General features: G+C 59.6%; 15 protein-coding genes. 5 read left to right on the top strand and 10 right to left on the bottom strand.

Features of this window, described 5'->3' with window-relative positions:
• Window positions 1-72: 72 nt before the first annotated feature.
• A complete protein-coding gene (locus tag GIV26_RS09065) occupies window positions 73-378 on the bottom strand; it encodes a DUF2388 domain-containing protein (RefSeq protein ID WP_054897498.1) in 306 nt (101 codons plus the stop codon).
• A 202-nt stretch (window positions 379-580) separates the two neighbouring features.
• On the opposite strand from GIV26_RS09065, the gene dnaQ reads away from it, so the two are divergent.
• The 3 genes from dnaQ (at window position 581) to GIV26_RS09050 (ending at window position 5,305) form a co-directional block, all read left to right on the top strand.
• Complete coding sequence (gene dnaQ / locus GIV26_RS09060) at window positions 581-1,321, top strand: DNA polymerase III subunit epsilon (RefSeq protein ID WP_164692278.1); 741 nt, start codon at window positions 581-583, stop codon at window positions 1,319-1,321.
• Window positions 1,322-2,459: 1,138 nt separating this feature from the next.
• The gene (locus tag GIV26_RS09055; RefSeq protein WP_236280138.1) at window positions 2,460-4,715 is read left to right on the top strand and encodes an Orn/Lys/Arg decarboxylase N-terminal domain-containing protein; all 2,256 of its coding nucleotides are present in this window, start codon (window positions 2,460-2,462) and stop codon (window positions 4,713-4,715) included.
• A 20-nt stretch (window positions 4,716-4,735) separates the two neighbouring features.
• Window positions 4,736-5,305, top strand: coding sequence for a GNAT family N-acetyltransferase (locus tag GIV26_RS09050; RefSeq protein ID WP_019820276.1), 570 nt, complete (start codon window positions 4,736-4,738; stop codon window positions 5,303-5,305).
• A gap of 99 nt (window positions 5,306-5,404) precedes the next feature.
• Here the strand turns inward: GIV26_RS09050 and GIV26_RS09045 are convergent, their stop codons facing one another.
• A complete protein-coding gene (locus GIV26_RS09045; protein WP_236280136.1) occupies window positions 5,405-6,313 on the bottom strand; it encodes a LysR substrate-binding domain-containing protein in 909 nt (302 codons plus the stop codon).
• Between the two features lie 183 nt (window positions 6,314-6,496).
• Here GIV26_RS09045 and GIV26_RS09040 point away from each other — a divergent pair, with 183 nt between their 5' ends.
• On the top strand, window positions 6,497-6,835 hold the full coding sequence (locus GIV26_RS09040) for a hypothetical protein (RefSeq protein WP_060772654.1): 339 nt from the start codon (window positions 6,497-6,499) through the stop codon (window positions 6,833-6,835).
• Window positions 6,836-6,884: 49 nt separating this feature from the next.
• Here GIV26_RS09040 and GIV26_RS09035 read toward each other — a convergent pair whose 3' ends face one another.
• Window positions 6,885-7,121, bottom strand: a complete 237-nt coding sequence (locus GIV26_RS09035; protein ID WP_032874044.1) for a hypothetical protein — start codon at window positions 7,119-7,121, stop codon at window positions 6,885-6,887.
• 227 nt (window positions 7,122-7,348) lie between these two features.
• Between GIV26_RS09035 and GIV26_RS09030 the strand changes: the two genes are divergently transcribed.
• Window positions 7,349-7,906 (top strand): NADPH-dependent FMN reductase, encoded by a 558-nt coding sequence (locus GIV26_RS09030; protein WP_003190705.1) that lies wholly within the window; start codon window positions 7,349-7,351, stop codon window positions 7,904-7,906.
• Between the two features lie 123 nt (window positions 7,907-8,029).
• On the opposite strand, the gene poxB is transcribed toward GIV26_RS09030, so the two are convergent.
• From poxB to GIV26_RS08995, 7 genes are all read right to left on the bottom strand, one after another.
• Window positions 8,030-9,754: a ubiquinone-dependent pyruvate dehydrogenase gene (poxB, locus tag GIV26_RS09025; protein ID WP_054897504.1), complete on the bottom strand. Its 1,725-nt coding sequence runs from the start codon at window positions 9,752-9,754 to the stop codon at window positions 8,030-8,032.
• Between the two features lie 78 nt (window positions 9,755-9,832).
• The gene (locus tag GIV26_RS09020) at window positions 9,833-11,065 is read right to left on the bottom strand and encodes an NADH:flavin oxidoreductase/NADH oxidase family protein (protein ID WP_236280134.1); all 1,233 of its coding nucleotides are present in this window, start codon (window positions 11,063-11,065) and stop codon (window positions 9,833-9,835) included.
• Window positions 11,066-11,286: 221 nt separating this feature from the next.
• The gene (locus tag GIV26_RS09015) at window positions 11,287-11,781 is read right to left on the bottom strand and encodes a DUF934 domain-containing protein (protein ID WP_236280132.1); all 495 of its coding nucleotides are present in this window, start codon (window positions 11,779-11,781) and stop codon (window positions 11,287-11,289) included.
• Window positions 11,765-13,423: a nitrite/sulfite reductase gene (locus tag GIV26_RS09010; protein WP_003190712.1), complete on the bottom strand. Its 1,659-nt coding sequence runs from the start codon at window positions 13,421-13,423 to the stop codon at window positions 11,765-11,767. Before GIV26_RS09010 ends, GIV26_RS09015 begins: the two co-directional genes overlap by 17 nt.
• 178 nt (window positions 13,424-13,601) lie before the next feature.
• Window positions 13,602-13,907, bottom strand: coding sequence for a hypothetical protein (locus GIV26_RS09005; protein ID WP_200583141.1), 306 nt, complete (start codon window positions 13,905-13,907; stop codon window positions 13,602-13,604).
• A 43-nt stretch (window positions 13,908-13,950) separates the two neighbouring features.
• Window positions 13,951-14,169, bottom strand: coding sequence for a DUF2970 domain-containing protein (locus GIV26_RS09000; protein WP_034126066.1), 219 nt, complete (start codon window positions 14,167-14,169; stop codon window positions 13,951-13,953).
• Window positions 14,170-14,221: 52 nt separating this feature from the next.
• The gene (locus GIV26_RS08995; protein WP_236280130.1) at window positions 14,222-19,066 is read right to left on the bottom strand and encodes a dermonecrotic toxin domain-containing protein; all 4,845 of its coding nucleotides are present in this window, start codon (window positions 19,064-19,066) and stop codon (window positions 14,222-14,224) included.
• Between the last annotated feature and the right edge of the window lie 86 nt (window positions 19,067-19,152).

The raw sequence follows: 19,152 nt of genomic DNA, 5'->3' as shown, positions 1-19,152 counted from the left end.
CTACCAGCACGGCATTGAGCTTCAGGCAGGCATACTTTGGCCTGATCACAAAGATGCCGTGAGTGTTGTCGCTTACAGAGCCAGGATTGCACGGGCGAGTTGTTCGTCCGTGCAGCGCAGGTCCACTCTTGTCTGGCGAATATGCCGCAAGGCTGACTCCAACTGGACACCGCGTATTGCACCTTCGCTTGCGACAAACGATGCGGCATCGGCCTTGGCCGCCAGCACAATCTTGTCGTCCTTGAAGCTGCTGCTGGTGCCGCCCGTGGCACTCATCGACAGGCTCACCAAGGCGTCAGTGGTCATCACGAAACTGGTGGCTTGCGCACCGGCAGCGCTGAACAGGCAGGGGATGAACAGCCATTTCAGGTTGAACATGAGTCAGTGAATTCCGTATCTGGAGGAGGCGCGCAGGTTAGCGACGAGGGACGTAGAAAACCGCAGCAAGTTTGCGAAACGTTGTAAATAACTGTTGGGTGTCCACCGGTGATTGGGTGCCATGGGCGCTTCGTTTACAGAGCGTGCTAATATCCCGCCCCTTGAACTGTACCGAACCGTTGAGAGCTGAACCCTGATGGCCATCCGATCTGTTGTACTCGATACCGAAACCACCGGCATGCCGGTGACCGATGGTCACCGGATCATCGAAATCGGCTGTGTCGAACTAATGGGGCGCCGCCTGACCGGCCGCCACTTCCACGTCTACCTGCAACCGGACCGCGACAGTGACGAGGGCGCGATTGGCGTCCACGGCATCACTGACGAATTCCTCAAGGGCAAGCCGCGCTTCGCCGAAGTGGCCGATGAGTTCTTCGAATTCATCAATGGCGCCCAGTTGATCATCCATAACGCGGCGTTCGACATCGGCTTCATCAACAACGAATTTGCCCTGATGGGGCAGACTGACCGTGCGGACATCTCCCAGCACTGTACGATCCTCGATACCTTGATGATGGCCCGCGAGCGTCACCCGGGCCAGCGCAACAGCCTCGATGCCTTGTGCAAGCGCTATGGCGTCGACAACTCCGGCCGTGAACTCCACGGCGCCTTGCTTGACTCCGAGATCCTGGCCGACGTTTACCTGACCATGACCGGCGGGCAGACCAGCCTGTCCCTGGCCGGTAATGCATCCGATGGCAGCGGTTCGGCGGAAGGGTCGGGCAACCGCCCTTCGGAAATCCGCCGCTTGCCAGCTGATCGCAAGCCGACGCCGATCATCCGTGCCAGCGAGCAGGACCTGGCCGAGCATGCGGCAAGGCTGGAGGCGATTGCCAAGGCAGCCGGTGCGCCGGCGTTGTGGACTCAACTCACTCAGCAATAACCGCTCATGTAGGAGCAGGCTTGCAGCCATGGGTACTTACACAGTTGCATCTGTGGCGAGGGAGCTTGCTCCCGTGACGGCCGGCCAGCCAACACCTATCTACCTGACGCTGCGCGATCAAACTGTGGGAGCGGGCTTGCCTGCGATAGCCACAGGTATCTACACAACGCTGTAACGTTGGACGGTAACCACGATGCGAAGCGAGTCGCTCTTGATCTTGCTCTTGATCTGCTTTTGATCTCAGGCGCCCCGTTAAACCACGCTGGCCGGAATCCGACAGTGATTTGGGGGGTAAACCGGCAGGGATGCCGGTTTAGCCGCCCCGCGCCATAGATGGCGCGTGGCGGCGGCCCCCCAAATCATTGGCGGATTACGGGTACACCGAGCCTAGGCGAGGTGCCGAGTGGTGGGGCAAGAGCCCTTTTGGTTACTTTTGGGGCTCTTTTCCAAAAGTGACCCGCTGTAAAAGCGGAACCCTAAGTGGCCGTTACCGCAGCAATGGATATGTACTCGGTATAACTGCGTCGACTGTCAGGCCGCATTCGCAGGCAAGCCTGCTCCCACATTTGGATCGCGTGCGTCAGCTACATCAGCGTCGGCTGTCAGTGCGCCACGGGAGCAAGCTCCCTCGCCGCAGGTCCAGCGTCGCACCAAAGTTGTGTAGATACCTATGCTGCGATAGCGGCCTGCCAGCCAACGCCTATCGACCTGACGCCCCGCGATCAAATTGTGGGAGCGGGCTTGCTCGCGAATGCGGCCTGACTGTCAACACGGTTGGATTGAGTACATATCCATTGCTGCGGTAACGGCCATTTAGCGTTCCGCTCTGACAGCGGGTCACTTTGGAAAAGCCGGAATGCCGGCCCAGCCCACCGACATTTGGATTGCGGAGCCTCAGGTAGATAAGTGTCGGCTGGCAGACCGTCATCGCAGGCAAGCCAGCTCCCACAGTTTGATCGCGGGGTGTCAGGTAGGTATGGCCCGGCAGGCGGGCCGTCACAGGAGTAAGCTCCCTCGCGACAGGTTCAGCCCCGTACCGAAGTTATATAAATACCTCTCGACCACCTGTGAAATCTTCATTCGCCACTTTTGCTTCCAGCTTCTACCCTTGTGCAAAGCCTCCGGAGTAAGAGTGCTCATGTACAAAGACCTGAAGTTCCCCGTTCTGATCGTGCACCGTGACATCAAGGCCGACACCGTTGCCGGTGACCGGGTTCGAGGCATCGCCAGGGAGTTGGAACAGGAGGGCTTCAGTATTTTTTCTGCGGTGGACTACGCCGAGGGGCGGCTGGTGGCCGCTACCCATCACGGTCTGGCCTGCATGCTGATTGCCGCCGAAGGCGCCGGGGAAAACACCCATCTGTTGCAGAACATGGTGGAGTTGATTCGCTTGGCGCGCCTGCGCGCACCCAACCTGCCGATCTTTGCGCTGGGCGAGCAAGTCACCCTGGAAAACGCGCCCGCCGATGCCATGAGCGAGCTCAACCAGCTGCGCGGCATTCTTTATCTGTTCGAAGACACCGTGCCGTTTCTGGCGCGCCAGGTCGCCCGCGCCGCACGCACGTACTTGGATGGCCTGTTGCCGCCGTTCTTCAAGGCGCTGGTGCAACACACCGCCGATTCCAATTATTCCTGGCACACCCCCGGTCATGGCGGTGGCGTGGCCTATCGAAAAAGCCCGGTGGGGCAGGCGTTTCATCAGTTCTTTGGGGAAAACACCCTGCGCTCTGACTTGTCGGTGTCGGTGCCCGAACTGGGCTCGCTGCTCGATCACACCGGGCCCTTGGCCGAAGCCGAGGCACGCGCCGCGCGCAACTTTGGCGCCGACCATACGTTCTTCGTGATCAACGGCACGTCCACCGCCAACAAGATCGTCTGGCATTCCATGGTGGGGCGCGATGACCTGGTGCTGGTAGACCGCAATTGCCACAAGTCGGTGTTGCATTCGATCATCATGACCGGCGCGATCCCGCTGTACCTGTGCCCGGAGCGCAACGAGCTGGGGATCATCGGCCCGATCCCCCTGAGCGAATTCAGCCCTGAGTCGATCCGCGCCAAGATCGACGCCAGCCCCTTGACCCGTGGGCGACCACCGAAAGTGAAATTGGCGGTGGTGACCAACTCCACCTATGACGGCCTGTGTTACAACGCCGAACTGATCAAGCAGCAACTGGGCAACAGTGTCGAGGTGCTGCATTTTGATGAGGCCTGGTATGCCTACGCCGCCTTTCACGAGTTCTTCGCCGGGCGTTATGGCATGGGTACCTCGCGCACGCCGGACAGCCCCTTGGTGTTCACCACCCACAGTACGCATAAGTTGCTGGCGGCATTCAGCCAGGCGTCGATGATCCACGTACAGGACGGCGGCGCACGGCAACTGGACCGTGACCGCTTCAATGAAGCCTTCATGATGCATATCTCCACCTCGCCGCAATACAGCATCATCGCGTCGCTGGATGTGGCCTCGGCAATGATGGAAGGCCCGGCCGGGCGCTCGCTGCTTCAGGAAATGTTCGACGAGGCCTTGAGTTTTCGTCGCGCCCTGGCCAACTTGCGCCAGCATATCGCGGCCGAAGACTGGTGGTTTTCCATCTGGCAGCCACCCTCGGTCGCGGGCATCGACCGGGTCGCCACAGCGGATTGGTTGTTGCACCCTGGGGATGAGTGGCATGGCTTTGGCGACGTGGTAGAGGACTACGTGCTGCTGGACCCGATCAAAGTCACACTGGTGATGCCTGGCCTCAACGCCGGTGGGGCATTGAGCGAGTGTGGGATTCCCGCTGCAGTGGTCAGCAAGTTCCTCTGGGAGCGCGGGCTGGTGGTGGAGAAGACTGGGCTGTATTCGTTTCTCGTGCTGTTTTCCATGGGCATTACCAAAGGTAAATGGAGCACCTTGCTCACCGAGCTGCTGGAGTTCAAGCGTAGCTACGATGCCAATGTCAGCCTGGCCACTTGCTTGCCGTCGGTGTATGCCCAAGGCCCGGCACGTTATCAAGGCCTGGGGCTGCGCGACCTTTGCGACCAGTTGCACAGCTGTTACCGTAGCAATGCCACGGCCAGGCACCTCAAGCGTATGTACACGGTATTGCCGCAAATCGCGATGAAACCCGCCGATGCCTACGACCAGTTGGTCAGGGGCGAGGTGGAGGCGGTCTGCATCGATGCCTTGGCAGGACGCATCGCCGCTGTAATGCTGGTGCCTTACCCGCCGGGCATACCACTGATCATGCCCGGCGAACGCTTCACCGAGTCAACACGTTCAATCATCGATTACCTGGCATTTGCCCGCACGTTCGATAGCAGTTTCCCCGGTTTTGTCGCGGATGTGCATGGGCTGCAACACGAAGATGACGGCAGGGGCCGTCGTTATACCGTCGACTGCATCAAGGGTTAAGGAAGTCTATGCAAGCTGTAATGAACCCGAAGTATCCAGGGCTCAGTGTGCGAGTCGCCGACGAAGGTTTTGACGCCTATGTGTGGGGCAATGATTTCAGCTTTGAAGTCAGTGCCTATGGGGTGCCGCAAATGGGCCAGCGCGTCGAACAATGGCCGGTGGAAAAAGTGCTGCCGTACCGCAAGTGCTATGGCATCGACCCGGAAGAGTTCGCCAGTTTTCGTGATGCCGCCGACAGCTCGATCTTCATGGCGTACCTGGATGACCGCGCAGTGGGGCATATCGTGGTCAGCACCAACTGGAACGGTTTTGCCCATGTTGACGAGTTGGCGGTGGCGTTACCGGCGCGCCGACATGGCGTGGCCAAGTCGTTGTTGGACGTGGCGCAGTTCTGGGCCCGCAAGAAGAACCTGCCGGGCATGATGCTTGAGACCCAGAACAACAACCTCGGCGCCTGTCGCCTGTATGAGCGTTGTGGCTATGTAATGGGCGGCATCGATCAACTGCGTTATCGCGGGATTGACCCGCAAACCCGCGAGGTCGCGATTTTCTGGTATCGGTTGTTCAAGGCGCAAGTGGAGGCTGTCTGACCCCTGTAGGCGCGAGCTTGCTCGCGAAAAACGCCAAGGCGCCGCGTTGCATCAGGATGAGCGTGTGATCGTTCACGTTCTTCGCGAGCAAGCTCGCTCCTACGGGGACTTGGTGTCGTTGCCAAGCAGGCTTTCGGCTTTCTGGATGACGATTTCCAGCAGCGCATTCAATGCCGGGGAGGGCGCAGCGTATTTCAAGGTCAACGCATACAGGCTGACCACTATCGGTGGTGACACCGGGCACGCATCAAGCCCGGACTCGCGTGCACCCAAGGCAGTGAATGGGTCGACAATCGCCAGGCCTTCTCCGGCCTCCACCAGGCCGCGCATCATCGGGTAGGTTTGCACCCGCGTCTGCACCACGGGCAGCGGCCGCAGGGCGTGCAGCTTGGCATCCAGCAAGCGGCTGAGCGGGTCATGGCCTTCAAGGCCGATCAACGACTGGCCGGCCAACTCCTGCAGCGCAATGTATTTTTGCTTGGGCTTGAGCCAGCCATGGGGGGCCAGCAACTGCAATTTGCCTTGGGCCAGCACCGTGCTCTGGATATGGGGATGTTCTGGGTCATGCAGGCTCAGGCCCACATCGGCTTCATGCAACAGCAGGCTGTTGATGATCTCGCCAACTGGCTGGCTCGACAGGTTGCACGGCATGTCCTGGAAGCGTCGACGCAGTGCAGCAATGCTCTGGGGCAACAGTTGGTTGGCCAACGGCGGCGTGCAGAGCGCGCGCAGGGGCGGCGCATGATGGTGTTTCAAGCGGCTGGCAAGGCGTTGCAACGGCTCCAGGGCTTCATACAGAGCAGTGATTTGTGCCTGCAATTCCAGGGTTTCCCGGGTGGCCTGCAAACGCCCGCGCACGCTGGCGAACAGCATGAAGCCCAATTGCTGCTCAGCGTCCTTGAGGATGGTGTCTACTTCGCCCACGGGGAGTTGCAACCACTCGGCGGCGGTGCCGAGGTGGCCGGTCTGCAAGATGGCCTGAATCACTTCGATATGACGTAAACGCATGGCCGGAGTCTATGTGCAGTGCGCAGGGGATTCAATGGCGCAGGCCTTCGTGCGCAAAAAAGACTGCCGGGGTCGTCCCGGCCTATGGCGCTCAGCCAGGACCCCATTAGAATGGCGGGTCTGATCAGCAACGACCCCTGCCGGTTTGCCGGTACTTAAAATAAAAAACAGGTCTGGTCTCATATGCCTCTACCCTCGACGTTCTTCGGGGTAACGGCCAAGCAACTCGTGGTCATGGTGACCGTGGGAGGCCTGGCGGCTTACTTCTTCAATCATCAGGATGAACCGACGCCGGACAATCTCGCACTGGAGGCCTTTATTCGCTCCCAGCAACAGGTGGGCGAGCAGGTGGGCGCAGTCGTGGGGATCACACTGGTCAGGGAAGTGGAGGCGTACCCCGCGTACAATGCGGCAGGTTACAAGCGCTCGATGTTTACCGTGCAAGGGGAGCACGGCCAGGTGCTGGTGACGCTCAAGCAAGACGAGCAGGGCATAGAGGTGACGCAGATCCGCCGCCCATGAACGTCCCCAGCCCAGCCGCCAGGACTGAGCAGGTGAACAAGGCAAGCGCTTACGATGCCAGAGTGGTTTCGGACTCGCGCACGAGAATGGTGCCCGACTGGATCAGTTTGAATTCATCACCTTCCAGCTTTTCTACACGGTCGCCAATGGCCAGCTTGTAGGTCGTGGTGGGCGTCGATCCGGCCAGGTCGCCTTGCGCCGGGTTGGATTCCTGAAACTCATGCACCGAATAAACGCGACCTTCCGCGTCTCTGGCATGAAACTGTCCAACAAGTACTGCAGCCATCTGTTTAGAACCTCTGGAGATAAACACTCGATTTGCGGTTCTGTAGACCGTCAGGGAGCGGGGTAGTTTACCTATAAGAAAAAAATACTATTCGCTGATATTTTCAGACGCTTCCTACGCAAGTGCTTGCAAGGAAAACGGCGAGGGAATCCGCACAACCCTCTGGTGAACGCGTCGCGAAGCCTCTATAACTACAAGCTCCTTTATTCAGAAGTCGGGAAACCTCAATGAGCAAGGTCTACACGATTGCCGTCCTGGTGGGCAGCTTGAGAAAAGAGTCGATCAACCGCAAGGTCGCCCTGGCCCTGGCCGAACTGGCCCCAGCCAATCTCAAGTTGAACATTGTTGAAATCGGCGACTTGCCGCTCTACAACGAGGACATCGACGGTGCAACTCCGCCCGCAGCCTACAGTACTTTCCGCAAACAAGTGAGTTCATCCGACGCGGTGCTGTTCGTCACCCCCGAATACAACCGCTCCGTGCCGGCGGCCTTGAAAAATGCCATTGACGTGGGCTCGCGCCCATACGGACAGAGCGCCTGGAGTGGCAAGCCGGGGGCGATCATCAGCGTGTCGCCGGGTGCCATTGGCGGCTTTGGCGCCAACCACCATTTGCGACAGTCCCTGGTGTTCCTGGATGTGTGGTGCATGCAACAGCCGGAAGCCTATCTGGGCGGGGCAGGCAGTGTGTTCGATGAGGCGGGGAAGGTGTCGGACAAGACCAAGCCGTTCCTGCAGGCATTCATCGATGCCTACGGCAAGTGGGTGGAAAAGCAGAAAGGCTGAAATTAGCCCGGCACCTGTAGGAGCGAGCTTGCTCGCGAAAAACTCGACGACAACGCGTTCATTCAGGATGTCAGCGTTACCGTTAGCGATCTTCGCGAGCAAGCTCGCTCCTACAGTAGGGGGTTATCGCAACCAGTTGGTGCGTGCCAGTTCGATAACCTCATCGCCACGCCCGCTCATCACCGCCTTGAGCATGTACAGGCTGAACCCCTTGGCCTGTTCCAGCTTGATGCTCGGCGGCATCACCAGTTCCTGAGTCGCGGTCACCACATCCACCAACACCGGGCCATCGTGGGCCAGGGCTCGGCGCAGTGCCGGCTCCAAGTCTTCGGATTGCTCCACACGTATGCCCAAAATGCCCATGGCATTGGACATGGCCGCGAAGTCCGGGTTTTTCAGCTCGGTGCCGGTGTCCAGGTAACCCGCAGCCTTCATCTCCATGGCGACAAAGCCCAGGGACGAATTGTTGAACACCACGAGTTTGACCGGCAATTGCAGCTGCGCCAGGGAAATGAAATCCCCCATCAACATGGTGAAACCACCGTCCCCGGACATCGAGATCACCTGTCGTCCAGGGAACGCCGCCTGAGCGCCGATAGCCTGAGGCATGGCGTTGGCCATCGAGCCATGGTTGAACGAGCCGATCAGCCGGCGCTTGCCGTTCATCTTCAGATAACGCGCCGCCCACACGGTGGGTGAGCCGACATCGGCGGTAAAGATCGCATCATCATCGGCCAGTTCGCTGAGCAAGCGCGCCACATACTGGGGATGGATTGGCCGGCCGGCCTTGGACGGTTGCGCCAGGTCATCCAGGCCTTGGCGGGCTTTTTCGTAGTGCTTGAGGGAGGTTTCGAGGAAGCTGCGATCGGTCTTGCGGGTCAGGCGCGGCAACAGCGCGTCGATGGTTTCACTGACGTCGGCGGCGATGCCCAGGTCCAGGGTCGCACGGCGCCCCAGGGCTTGGGGGTTGCGGTCCACCTGGATGATCCTGGCGTCGGTCGGGTAGAACTGGCGATAAGGGAAGTCGGTGCCGAGCATGACCAAGGTGTCGCAATCGAGCATGGCGTGGTAGCCGGAGCTGAAACCGATCAGGCCGGTCATGCCGACGTCGAACGGGTTATCCCACTCCACGTGCTCCTTGCCCCGCAGTGCGTGCACCACCGGCGCGCCGAGGGCGTCGGCCAGCGCCACCACTTGATCGTGGGCACCGGCACAGCCGCTGCCACACAGCAGGGTGACTTTCTCGCTGCTCTGGAGCATGTCGGTGAGGCGCTGCAAGTCCTGCTCAATCGGCACGGTGCGCGGTGCGTGCAAGGCCGGCCACGGCTTGAGCTTATCTTCCACCTCCAACAGCGACACATCCCCCGGAATCACCACCACCGCCACGCCTCGGTTGAGGATCGCCGAACGCATGGCACGGTGCAGCACCTGAGGCATCTGCTCGGGGTTGCTCACCAGCTCGATAAAGTGGCTGCATTCCTTGAACAGCTCCTGGGGATGGGTTTCCTGAAAGTAATTCAGGCCAACCTCCGAGGACGGAATTTGCGCGGCAATCGCCAGCACCGGCACATGGTTGCGATGGCAATCGAACAAACCATTGATCAAATGCAGGTTACCCGGCCCGCAACTGCCGGCGCACACCGTCAACTCGCCGGTGGCCGCCGCTTCGGCACCGGCAGCGAAGGCGGCGACCTCCTCGTGGCGCACATGCATCCACTCGATGCTGTCCATGCTGCGCAGGGCGTCGGTCAGGCCATTGAGGCTGTCGCCGGTGAGCCCCCAGATACGCTTGATACCCGCTTGTTCCAGGGTGGTCGCCAACTGCTGGGCCAGGTTGATTTTCGCCATGAGGAACTCCAATCGTCAGTGAGGTTGAAAAACTGCTGATCAGTAGGGGACAGTTCAATCACGGCGAATGCTCCGCCATTAATGTGAAGATTGCGTCATGCTCGCGCGATACTGCCGCGTACGCCGCGCGATAAACCACTGGTCACAGGCCAATGCCAGCCAGGGCGCAACGTTGGGTTTGGGCAGACGGCCGCGGCTCAGGCGACGCATCTGGTCGCGCACCACGGCGAGGGTGGCGAGGGCGGCCAGCGGTTTGCGCTTCCATTCCATGGGCCGCAGTTGTGGGTTGAGGTCGCGACCTTCACGCCACTGTTTGATCAGTTGCGGCTCCAGGGTCAGGGCGGTGGCGATGCCGGCCATGGCGATGCCGCTGTCCAATACTTGCTGGACCACCGGCAAGCGGCGAATACCTCCGGTCACCATCAGTGGCATGGTGGCGATGCTCGCCATTTGCGTGGCGAAATCCAAAAAGTAGGCTTCACGGGCCAAGGTGCGGCCGTCCCGCGCTTCACCTTGCATGGCCGGCGCTTCATAGCTGCCGCCGGACAACTCAAGCAAATCGATCGGCAGTGTATTGAGCATTTCCACTACAGCGCGTGCATCGGTCTCATCGAAGCCGCCGCGCTGGAAGTCTGCGGAATTGAGCTTTACCGACACACAAAATGAAGGGCTGACGCTGGCACGTACGGCACGGACGACCTCCAGCAGCAGGCGTGCGCGGTTTTCCAAGGGGCCGCCCCAGCGGTCGGTGCGGTGGTTGCTCAAGGGCGAGAGGAACTGACTCAACAAATAGCCATGGGCGCCGTGGATCTGCACCCCGGTGAACCCGGCTTGCTCGGCCAGGCGGGCGCTGGTGGCGAAGCGCTTGATGACGTCCTGGATGTCGTCTTCGGTCATGGCCTTGGGTTTGGCGAACATCTTGGAAAAACTGCCCACATCCAGCGCAATAGCCGAGGGTGCCAACGCTTGTTGACCGAGGTTGGCCATGGTCTGGCGGCCCGGATGGCTGAGCTGTACCCAGAAGTGCACACCTTTGGCCCGGGCTACGTCGGCCCATTCACGAAAACTGGCCAGGTGTTGCTCGTTTTCCAGCGCGACACCGCCAGGGCCGGTCATGGCGCGGCGGTCGATCATCACGTTACCGGTCAACAGTAAGCCGGGCTCGCCGTCGGCCCAGGTCTTGTACAGCTGCTTCAATGCTTTGGACGGTGCCTGATGCAGGTCCGCCATATTCTCTTCCATCGCGGCCTTGGCGATGCGGTTGGCGATGACTTGGCCGTTGGGCAGTTGCAGCGATTCGAACGGTGACATGGGTTAACTCCTGAGCAGGGGAGGTCTCAGGCTAAGCTTAAAGTTAACTTTAATGTCAAGCGGGAGTCGATCACGAAGGATTGACGGGCGACGGAACTGTAGGAACGAGGGGGACGCCCAGTTCTTGCTCGCGAAGAACGCGAGGGCGCCGCTACAGCCAGGCGACCTGCGTTATCGTTCAGTTTTTTCGCGAGCAAGCTCGCTCCTACAGGGACAAGGTGTCAGCGGCGGCGGAACAGCGGCAGGGGTTCATCGGTGGCCGCTTGATAGGTCACCGAGAAATCCTTGAGACTTTCCAGCGCTTCGTACGGGTCTTTGTCCGCGCGCAAGGCGAAGGCATCGAACCCGCAGCGGTGCAGGTAGAACAACTGGTCACGCAGCACGTCGCCAATGGCCCGCAGTTCACCCTTGTAGCCATAACGGTCACGCAGCAGGCGGGCGTTGGAGTAGTTGCGCCCGTCGGTGAAGGCCGGGAAGTTCAGGGCGATGACCTGAAAATGCTGCACGTCATCACCGATTTTTTCGGCTTCTTCATCGGCGTCCAGCCATACACCCAAACCGCCGTCGCGGGCCTTGAGGGCGTGGCCGTGCTCGCGCCACAGGGCCAGCGGCACGATCAGGTCGTCGCAGTTGGAGATGCCGTCGAAGCTCGCGTCCTTGGGCAGCAGGTGCCAGGTTTCGTCGACGACTGCGTTGTTCTTAATGATTCGCTGCATAGACACGCTCCTTGAACAGGTCGATGCCGATGCGCTGGTAGGTGTCGATGAAGCGCTCATCTTCGGTACGCTGTTCGATATACACGTCGATCAGCTTGCCGATCACCTCCGGCATGGCTTCCTGGGCGAAGGATGGGCCGAGGATCTTGCCCAGGCTCGCATCGCGGCTGGCGCTGCCACCCAGGGACACTTGGTAGAATTCTTCGCCTTTCTTGTCCACGCCCAGGATGCCGATGTGGCCGACGTGGTGGTGACCACAAGCGTTCATGCAACCGGAGATGTTCAGGTCCAGCTCGCCGATATCGAACAGGTAATCCAGGTCGTCGAAACGGCGTTGGATCGACTCGGCAATCGGGATCGACTTGGCGTTGGCCAGGGAGCAGAAGTCGCCGCCCGGGCAGCAGATGATATCGGTCAGCAGGCCTATGTTCGGCGTAGCAAAGCCGCCTTCGCGCAGTTCGCCCCACAGGGTGAACAGTTGGCTCTGTTCAACGTCCGCGAGAATGATGTTCTGCTCGTGGGAGGTGCGCAGTTGGCCAAAGCTGTAGCGCTCGGCCAGGTCGGCGACCGCATCCAGTTGCTTGTCGGTGATATCGCCAGGTGCAACGCCGGTGGGCTTGAGCGACAGGGTCACTGCCACGTAGCCCGGCTTCTTGTGCGCCAGGGTATTGCGCGTGCGCCAGCGGGCGAAGCCTGGGTGTTGCTGGTCGAGTGCAGCCAACTCGGCGTCCTGATTGCTCAGGGCCTTGTACTCAGGGTCGACGAAGTGCTTGGCGACGCGGTGCACTTCGGCTTCGGTCAGGGTGGTCTGGCCGCCGCGCAGATGTTCCATTTCGGCATCGACTTTCTGGGCAAACACCTCAGGGGTCAGCGCCTTGACCAGGATCTTGATCCGGGCCTTGTACTTGTTGTCGCGACGGCCATAGCGGTTGTAGACCCGCAGGATGGCGTCGAGGTAGCTCAACAGGTCCTGCCACGGCAGGAACTCGTTGATGAACGCACCGACCACCGGCGTACGACCAAGGCCGCCACCCACCAGCACACGGAAGCCCAGCTCGCCTGCAGCGTTGTACACCGGCTCCAGGCCGATATCGTGGACTTCGATGGCGGCGCGGTCCGAGGTCGAGCCATTGATGGCGATCTTGAACTTGCGTGGCAGGTAGGCGAACTCAGGGTGGAAGGTAGTCCACTGGCGCACGATTTCGCACCACGGCCGTGGGTCGATCAACTCGTCGGCAGCGACGCCGGCAAATTGGTCGGTGGTCACGTTGCGCAGGCAGTTACCGCTGGTCTGAATGGCGTGCATCTGCACGGTAGCCAGTTCAGCCAGGATATCCGGCACATCTTCCAGGGCCGGCCAGTTGAACTGCACGTTCTGGCGGGTGCTGATATGGGCATAGCCTTTGTCGAAGTCGCGGGCGATCTTGGCCATCATTCGCGTCTGGCGCGACGTCAGTTGGCCATAGGGCACGGCCACCCTCAGCATCGGCGCAAAGCGCTGAACGTAAAGGCCATTTTGCAGGCGCAGAGGGCGGAACTCTTCTTCGCTCAGTTCACCTGCTAAGTAGCGTCGGGTCTGATCACGGAACTGCTTGACGCGGTCCTCGATGATGCGCTGATCGTATTCGTCGTATACGTACATATAGGTCCTGTTCTCGGCAAATCTGCGCGCACGGCCGCGCACTCCCAACGGAGCCGGCGCACGATACCAGTTTGCGTATATGCGCAAAAGTGATGTTTGGGTATATGCACATAACCAAACTGACTAATGAGAACAGTTATCGCGATACCCACATTTGTCATGGGGGCAAGACTGGTCTTTACTGTGGACGAGTCTTAGTGCAGTCACCTATAAAACCGACAAGAGGCGATGCGATGAGTAATTCCACCAAAGCCCGTAAACCTGACAGTACCGTTGATGCCTGGGCCATTTTGTTTCTGATTATTCTCGTGGTCGGCACCGCTGTATTTTGGGTCAGCCACCAGTAATAAAACCGTTGATTGAGCAGCGATTGGTTGTCGAGTAGCCAAGATGATGGCGGTCGATATTCAAGGTTCATCTGAGCGCCTGCATTTGTCAGCGCCGCCAGCGCCGGTGGATTCCGTGCGCTGGCGGTCGTTGGCAAACCGGCGTCCTGTTTATGCGTTCAGTCTGCATCGGCGGCGGCGTTAAACACCGGCCAGGTACAGCACCAGCTTGACGATGCCAAACAGCGTCAAGGCAAACACCACCGTGAACGCAACGCCCAGGATCACAAAGTGGCTGGGTTTGCCATGGGTGAAATCGCGGGCGCGATTCTTGCCGCTTTGCACACCGAACGCGGCGGCCGTCACGCTGTGCAGCATCTGCCGGAAGGTCGGTGGTTTGTCATCGATTGGATCGTCCATAAACCCCTCGTCAACAAGGTTCTCATGCAGAGTATAGACAGTCTGTCGAGGCTCATTTGGAAGCCAGTACCTCCAACCCCAGGAATAGTCGCTGATCAAGCGGTGACTTGATCTCGGCTTTCTCCAGGTTGACCACGGCGCGGTTGTCGGCACGCGCCTGTTCAATCAGTTCCCGGCGCGTATATCGCTGTTCACTCGGGGTTTTAAGGTGACCGAAATCAGGTTGGGAGGGCGCTTGATCGACGGCCGAATAATGAAAATGCGCGTACCACAAAACATTCTTCTTTCCCTTTATACCCGCCCTGATTTTGCTTTTATCGCGTACTGCATACTCGGTGAGAAAGTCACCGGCCTTCAACGGCACGCGGCTCTTCACCAGGTTGATATCGACAAAACCGTGTTTCCACAAGTAATCGACGTGGGAGGCTTTGGGGCGTTGCAACTTGTACCCTTCGCTGCAACGCTCACGTGCCTGTTGCGTTGCCTCGGCCGCCAGGCTGCGGTACTGATCGATCAACGTGCGAGCGCCGGGATCGTTGGCGTGATCGCGCTGGAGTTCTTCGGCAAGGGTTGTGAACTTCGCTGCGTGCTGCGTCAGTATCACATCCCACTCAAGGGGATCGAGGCTTTCCAGTCGGCCCGGGTCGCGTAACTTTCGTTGTTGGAAGGCGATGCTGCTGTCAATGCCGGTGCGCTCGTCCCTGACGGTTTGCGCCTGTGCTTCTATGGTCTTCAGCGAACGCTTGATTGCCGTCGGCGCGGGCGCTGAGGGCCCGACCTCTTCAACCACGTTCCATACACCTTCGCAGGGGTGTTCAAGGTAGGTGGCGAGGGTTTTTCCGGTGAGCGGGTCCTTGATATCGACGAAGTTACCCGGTGTGTCGCGCTGGGCAGGGCGCACTTCACCCACCAGGGTCCTGCGGTCACGGGTCTTGATCACTCTTCGGTTCGGTGCTTTCTGCCGTGTGATGCGCTCGGGCGTTGGCAGTGGCGCGAAGCCTTCTTCCACCAGAATCAAATTGGCCAACTGCGCTTCAAGGCTGGTGCGGGCATAAGCCAGGTAGTCCAGAAACGGTTGGCGATGCTCCTCGCGAATGAAGCCGGAATTCATTTCAGCCAGCGATGTGACAGCGTTTTCCAATTGCTCATATCGCTCCAGAACGTCCTTGAGGACGTCGATCTGCTCTCGGGCTGAATAGCCGGTAGTGGTGAGCATTTCCGTATGCGCCATCAAGCTGGTTGCGGTTCTCTTGTCGGTCAGCTCGCGTACGAATGGAAATTCCGTTGGGTTGCGCGAGTCATTCATGCGATTGAACACCAAGTCCATGAACACCAGCAGGGCGTGCTGTTTGATCGCGACCGAGCGGATGTTTTGATCAGAGGGCTTGCCTTGCAAGAGTATCTGGCGCAGGGCCGGGTCTGCCTCTTTGAGTAACGTCTCGATCTTTTCAGCGGGCTCGACCATTTCCGTAAGCGCGGCAAGCTGGCGTTTTTTGGTGATGATGTAGTCGTCGTAGGCGCCGCTGATGTTTTGCGGCAGCTCCCGTGATGCGCGGGCGCTGAGTTCAGCGTCGGTTTCGCCACGATCGGTTTCCAGGGCGTCTGCCATTTTTTGCGACACCGATTCGTAGATGCCTGCCCAGAAGTCAAAATTGCTTTTGCTTGCCCTGTTTCGCTCCCTTACATAAGTGGGGTCAGTCCTGTCGACAGCCATCAGTTCGCTGGTCTTGGCTTCAACTTTTTTCATCAGCGTCATTACCTCGCGGCCGTACTGCTGGAAGTTATCGAGGGCGATATTCCACTGCGTCCTGGCTTGGGCCGCCGCGACGCGCCGTTTCTCATGACGGATAAGAACTTCTGCGTGCAACTTCGGTATGTTCGCGGAACTGGCCAGCAATAACCAATCCTTGCGCAGGCTTTTGCTTTGTTCAACAAGTTGGGCACGGGCTGCGTTCAGAGTGCTTTGTAGCGAAAGCGAAGTGGGTATCAGCGAGAATATTTCGGCATTCAGTGCTTGCAATTCGGCCTTTAATACACCCAGTTTTTCGGCACGTTCCTTCTGCCATTTACTCAAGCGTTCCCGGGGCATTCCGCCCTCCAGCCTGGCGTGAGTGTCCAGGCGCCAGTGCCCCTGGTGGTCGCTTATCAGCTTGAAACCGGGGTGTTGCGGATATTGCGGGTGTACCAGATAGACCTCGTTGAATCCCGGCACCACATTGACCTGGAACAGCAACCCGCCGAGGCTGGCGTGCCAGGTGCCATTTATGCGGTAAAGGCCTTTGAGCGGGCCGCTGCCTTGCGCAGTCGGCAAGGGTTCAGGCCACGGCACATTGATGTCCAGCATCGCCCTCAGTCGTTCGCTTGCGTGTGGGCTTGCCAGCGAGCGAATGAAGTCCAGTGCGGTGTAGCCTGATGCCGGGGGTTCTCCCGGCAATGACACTGCGCCAGAACGTATCACTGGCGCATCCTGTGGTGGCGGCAGGCCTGGTGCACGGCGCCAGGTTTCAAGGCGCAACGCGCTGTCGGTTGCACTCGGTGGCGACAACGGTTTGGCAGAAGGCGATGCGCCATGCAGCAACACCATCGCAGTATTGAGCAGCAAATCAATCAGCGCCAACTCGCGGGTGGTGGGATCGTTGCTGTCCAGGCCTGCCAAGTCCTGCTCCAGGCTGGCAACCAGCACTAGGAACCAGCCGGCCAACATGGCTGGGCCCTGTACCAAGGGCAGCAGCAGTGTATTGAACAACAGCCAGGCACCCTCCATCACAATGGCCCATCGGCTTTCGGTGTTGGAGATCGACTCGCGGTCCGCCAGGTCGACCAGTGCCCGTGCGGTGCTGCCAAACAGATGGTTGGGCAGTTGGCCGTTGAGCTGGGACTGGAGCCATTCACCGGCGCCGTCATCGACGGCCAGGGTCGCGGGCGCTGGTTTCTTGGGTCGGTTGAACTCGTCGCCGGGCAAGAAACGGATGATGTGCGGCTCTTTGATGCCGCCGTGTGCATAGATGGGGCGCGCCTTGTCCGACAGCCAGGTCAGCACGCTGTCCTGCAACGCACCCGGTTCGGCGATGGCCTCCAGCAACGCCTGGCGCGTGGGGTATTCGTTGAGGGACTCGGCGTACAGCGGTCGGTACAGCAAGTGTGGGCCGACCTGGGAGTCGCGAGGCTCAATGATAAACATATTATTCACTTCGTCCGGCGTGGCCCCGGCTTTACGGCACAACGCCAGGGGGCGCAGGACGATTTCCTGATCGTTGACGAGTCTGAGCGAAGGCGTTTCTCCCATGAGCGCCTTGACATACTGATAACCCGTCACGGTCATGCCATGCTGCTGGCGGACCTTGAATTCCAGCGCCTGCATCGGCAGATGAGCCTTCAGTTCGCGAGTAAACAGCAACTCGCGGCGACGCGCCTCGACGGTATCGGACAGCAGCAGATCTTTGAGGGCATTAGGGTAGGTGGTGCCGATATCGACGCGCTGGATCAGGCCGTTGCTGCCCATCAGATAGTCTTCATTCAACCAGCCAGGCAGTGGCGTGGCTGTTGTGGAAGACAGCTTCAACGTACCTTTGGGCTTGCCGGCCAGATTCTTCAGGGCCAGCTCCGTCAGCGACATGCGCACGTGCTCGATGATTCCCGCGCCGCCCGGATAACCTGCCGCTACGGCAAAGTCCAACAGCACCGCATCAGGGTCGAAATCGCCGTGATCGGCTTGCATCTGCTTGCGCAATGCGCTGCGGCTGAATGTGTGGATGTTTTCAATACCCTCGTTGAACGATCGCCCCTGGTTTTTTTGCAGAACATGCGCCATATCCTGCAAGTGGCGGTGATAGGCGAAACGATCCGCGGGCTCGGCTTGCTTGAGCCATTGCGGCAGTTGCTGGCTCACAGTGCCAAGGCGCTCGGTGTCGGGCAACTTGATGTCGGTAAAATACCTGGCCGGGTTGGTGATCATGTCCAGGCGTTGATCGAGTTCTTTTTCGTCTTGCCCCTGGAACGATAGGGCTGCCAGGTCTTCGAGTTGTTGGTTGAGGATCAGCCCGGCCTGTTGTTCAAACACGTTGGCGGCAGTTTCGTTGCGTTGCCAAGTGAGGCTGTCGAACTGAAACTCGCGTTGCATCCTGCTCCCCCAGGCCTGGCTGAACGCCTCCAGCGAATCAAACGCCTGGATTGCGCCGGCTACGCTGTAGAGCAACACCTGTTTATCGCGTACCAATAACAGGTCCGGGGTCAATACCCGCACCGTCTTGCCGAGGCGGGTGAGGGTGCTCTCGATGAAATATACATAGGTGGCGGGTGAGGAACGGGGCAGGCGCTCACGTTGCGCTGGCCAGGCGGCGACTACCGCCAGCATATCGCGCTGCACGTCGCTCAGCGGTGACTGGCTGGCCGCAGTGGCAATCATCTGACCATTGAGAAACTCTGCAAGCCACTGCCAGCGGCTGTTGCCATGATTGTCGACCTGGCTCCAGTAGTCGGCCAGATCGTGTTGCATGTACAAGTAAAGGGACGCGGGAAATTCGTCAAGAATCTGGGCGACCACCTGCATGTCGAGCGGCTGGCCATCCCCGGTCTTGAGCGCGGCGGGGGGCTGTGTCGTGAGGAAGTACGGACGCTCGCGTACGGCGCGCAGGTCAAGTAACTGTGGGTTCAGTACATGGGCGACAGCCACCTCCATGAGTGCGGGGTAGGTGTATTCGCCATTGGGCTGAGGGCTGGCCAGTTTGACCGCAAGCCAGTCGAGGTCCAGCGACGGGTAGTGCTCCAGCATCCGGCTGCGCAATGCCTTGAAGACGACGGAATACAGCGCCGGCCGCGTAGCGAAGCGCTCATGCACTGCCTGGGCGGGCAGTTGGCGAAAGGCTGAGTTTGACGAGGGAGTATTGGGTTCGGTCATGATGACATGCGTTTCCTGTATAAAACCGGTTGTGCTGAGCTGCCGGTTCAGCGGACCGAGAATCGGTCCGACACAGGAAATCGCAT

Origin of the sequence: Pseudomonas sp. PA-1-3F, from assembly GCF_021609665.1 — a bacterium.
GTDB classification, from domain to species: Bacteria; Pseudomonadota; Gammaproteobacteria; order Pseudomonadales; family Pseudomonadaceae; genus Aquipseudomonas; species Aquipseudomonas paracarnis.
The sequence above is the reverse complement of the archived record's forward strand: the minus strand, read 5'-3'. Positions and strand labels throughout refer to the sequence as shown.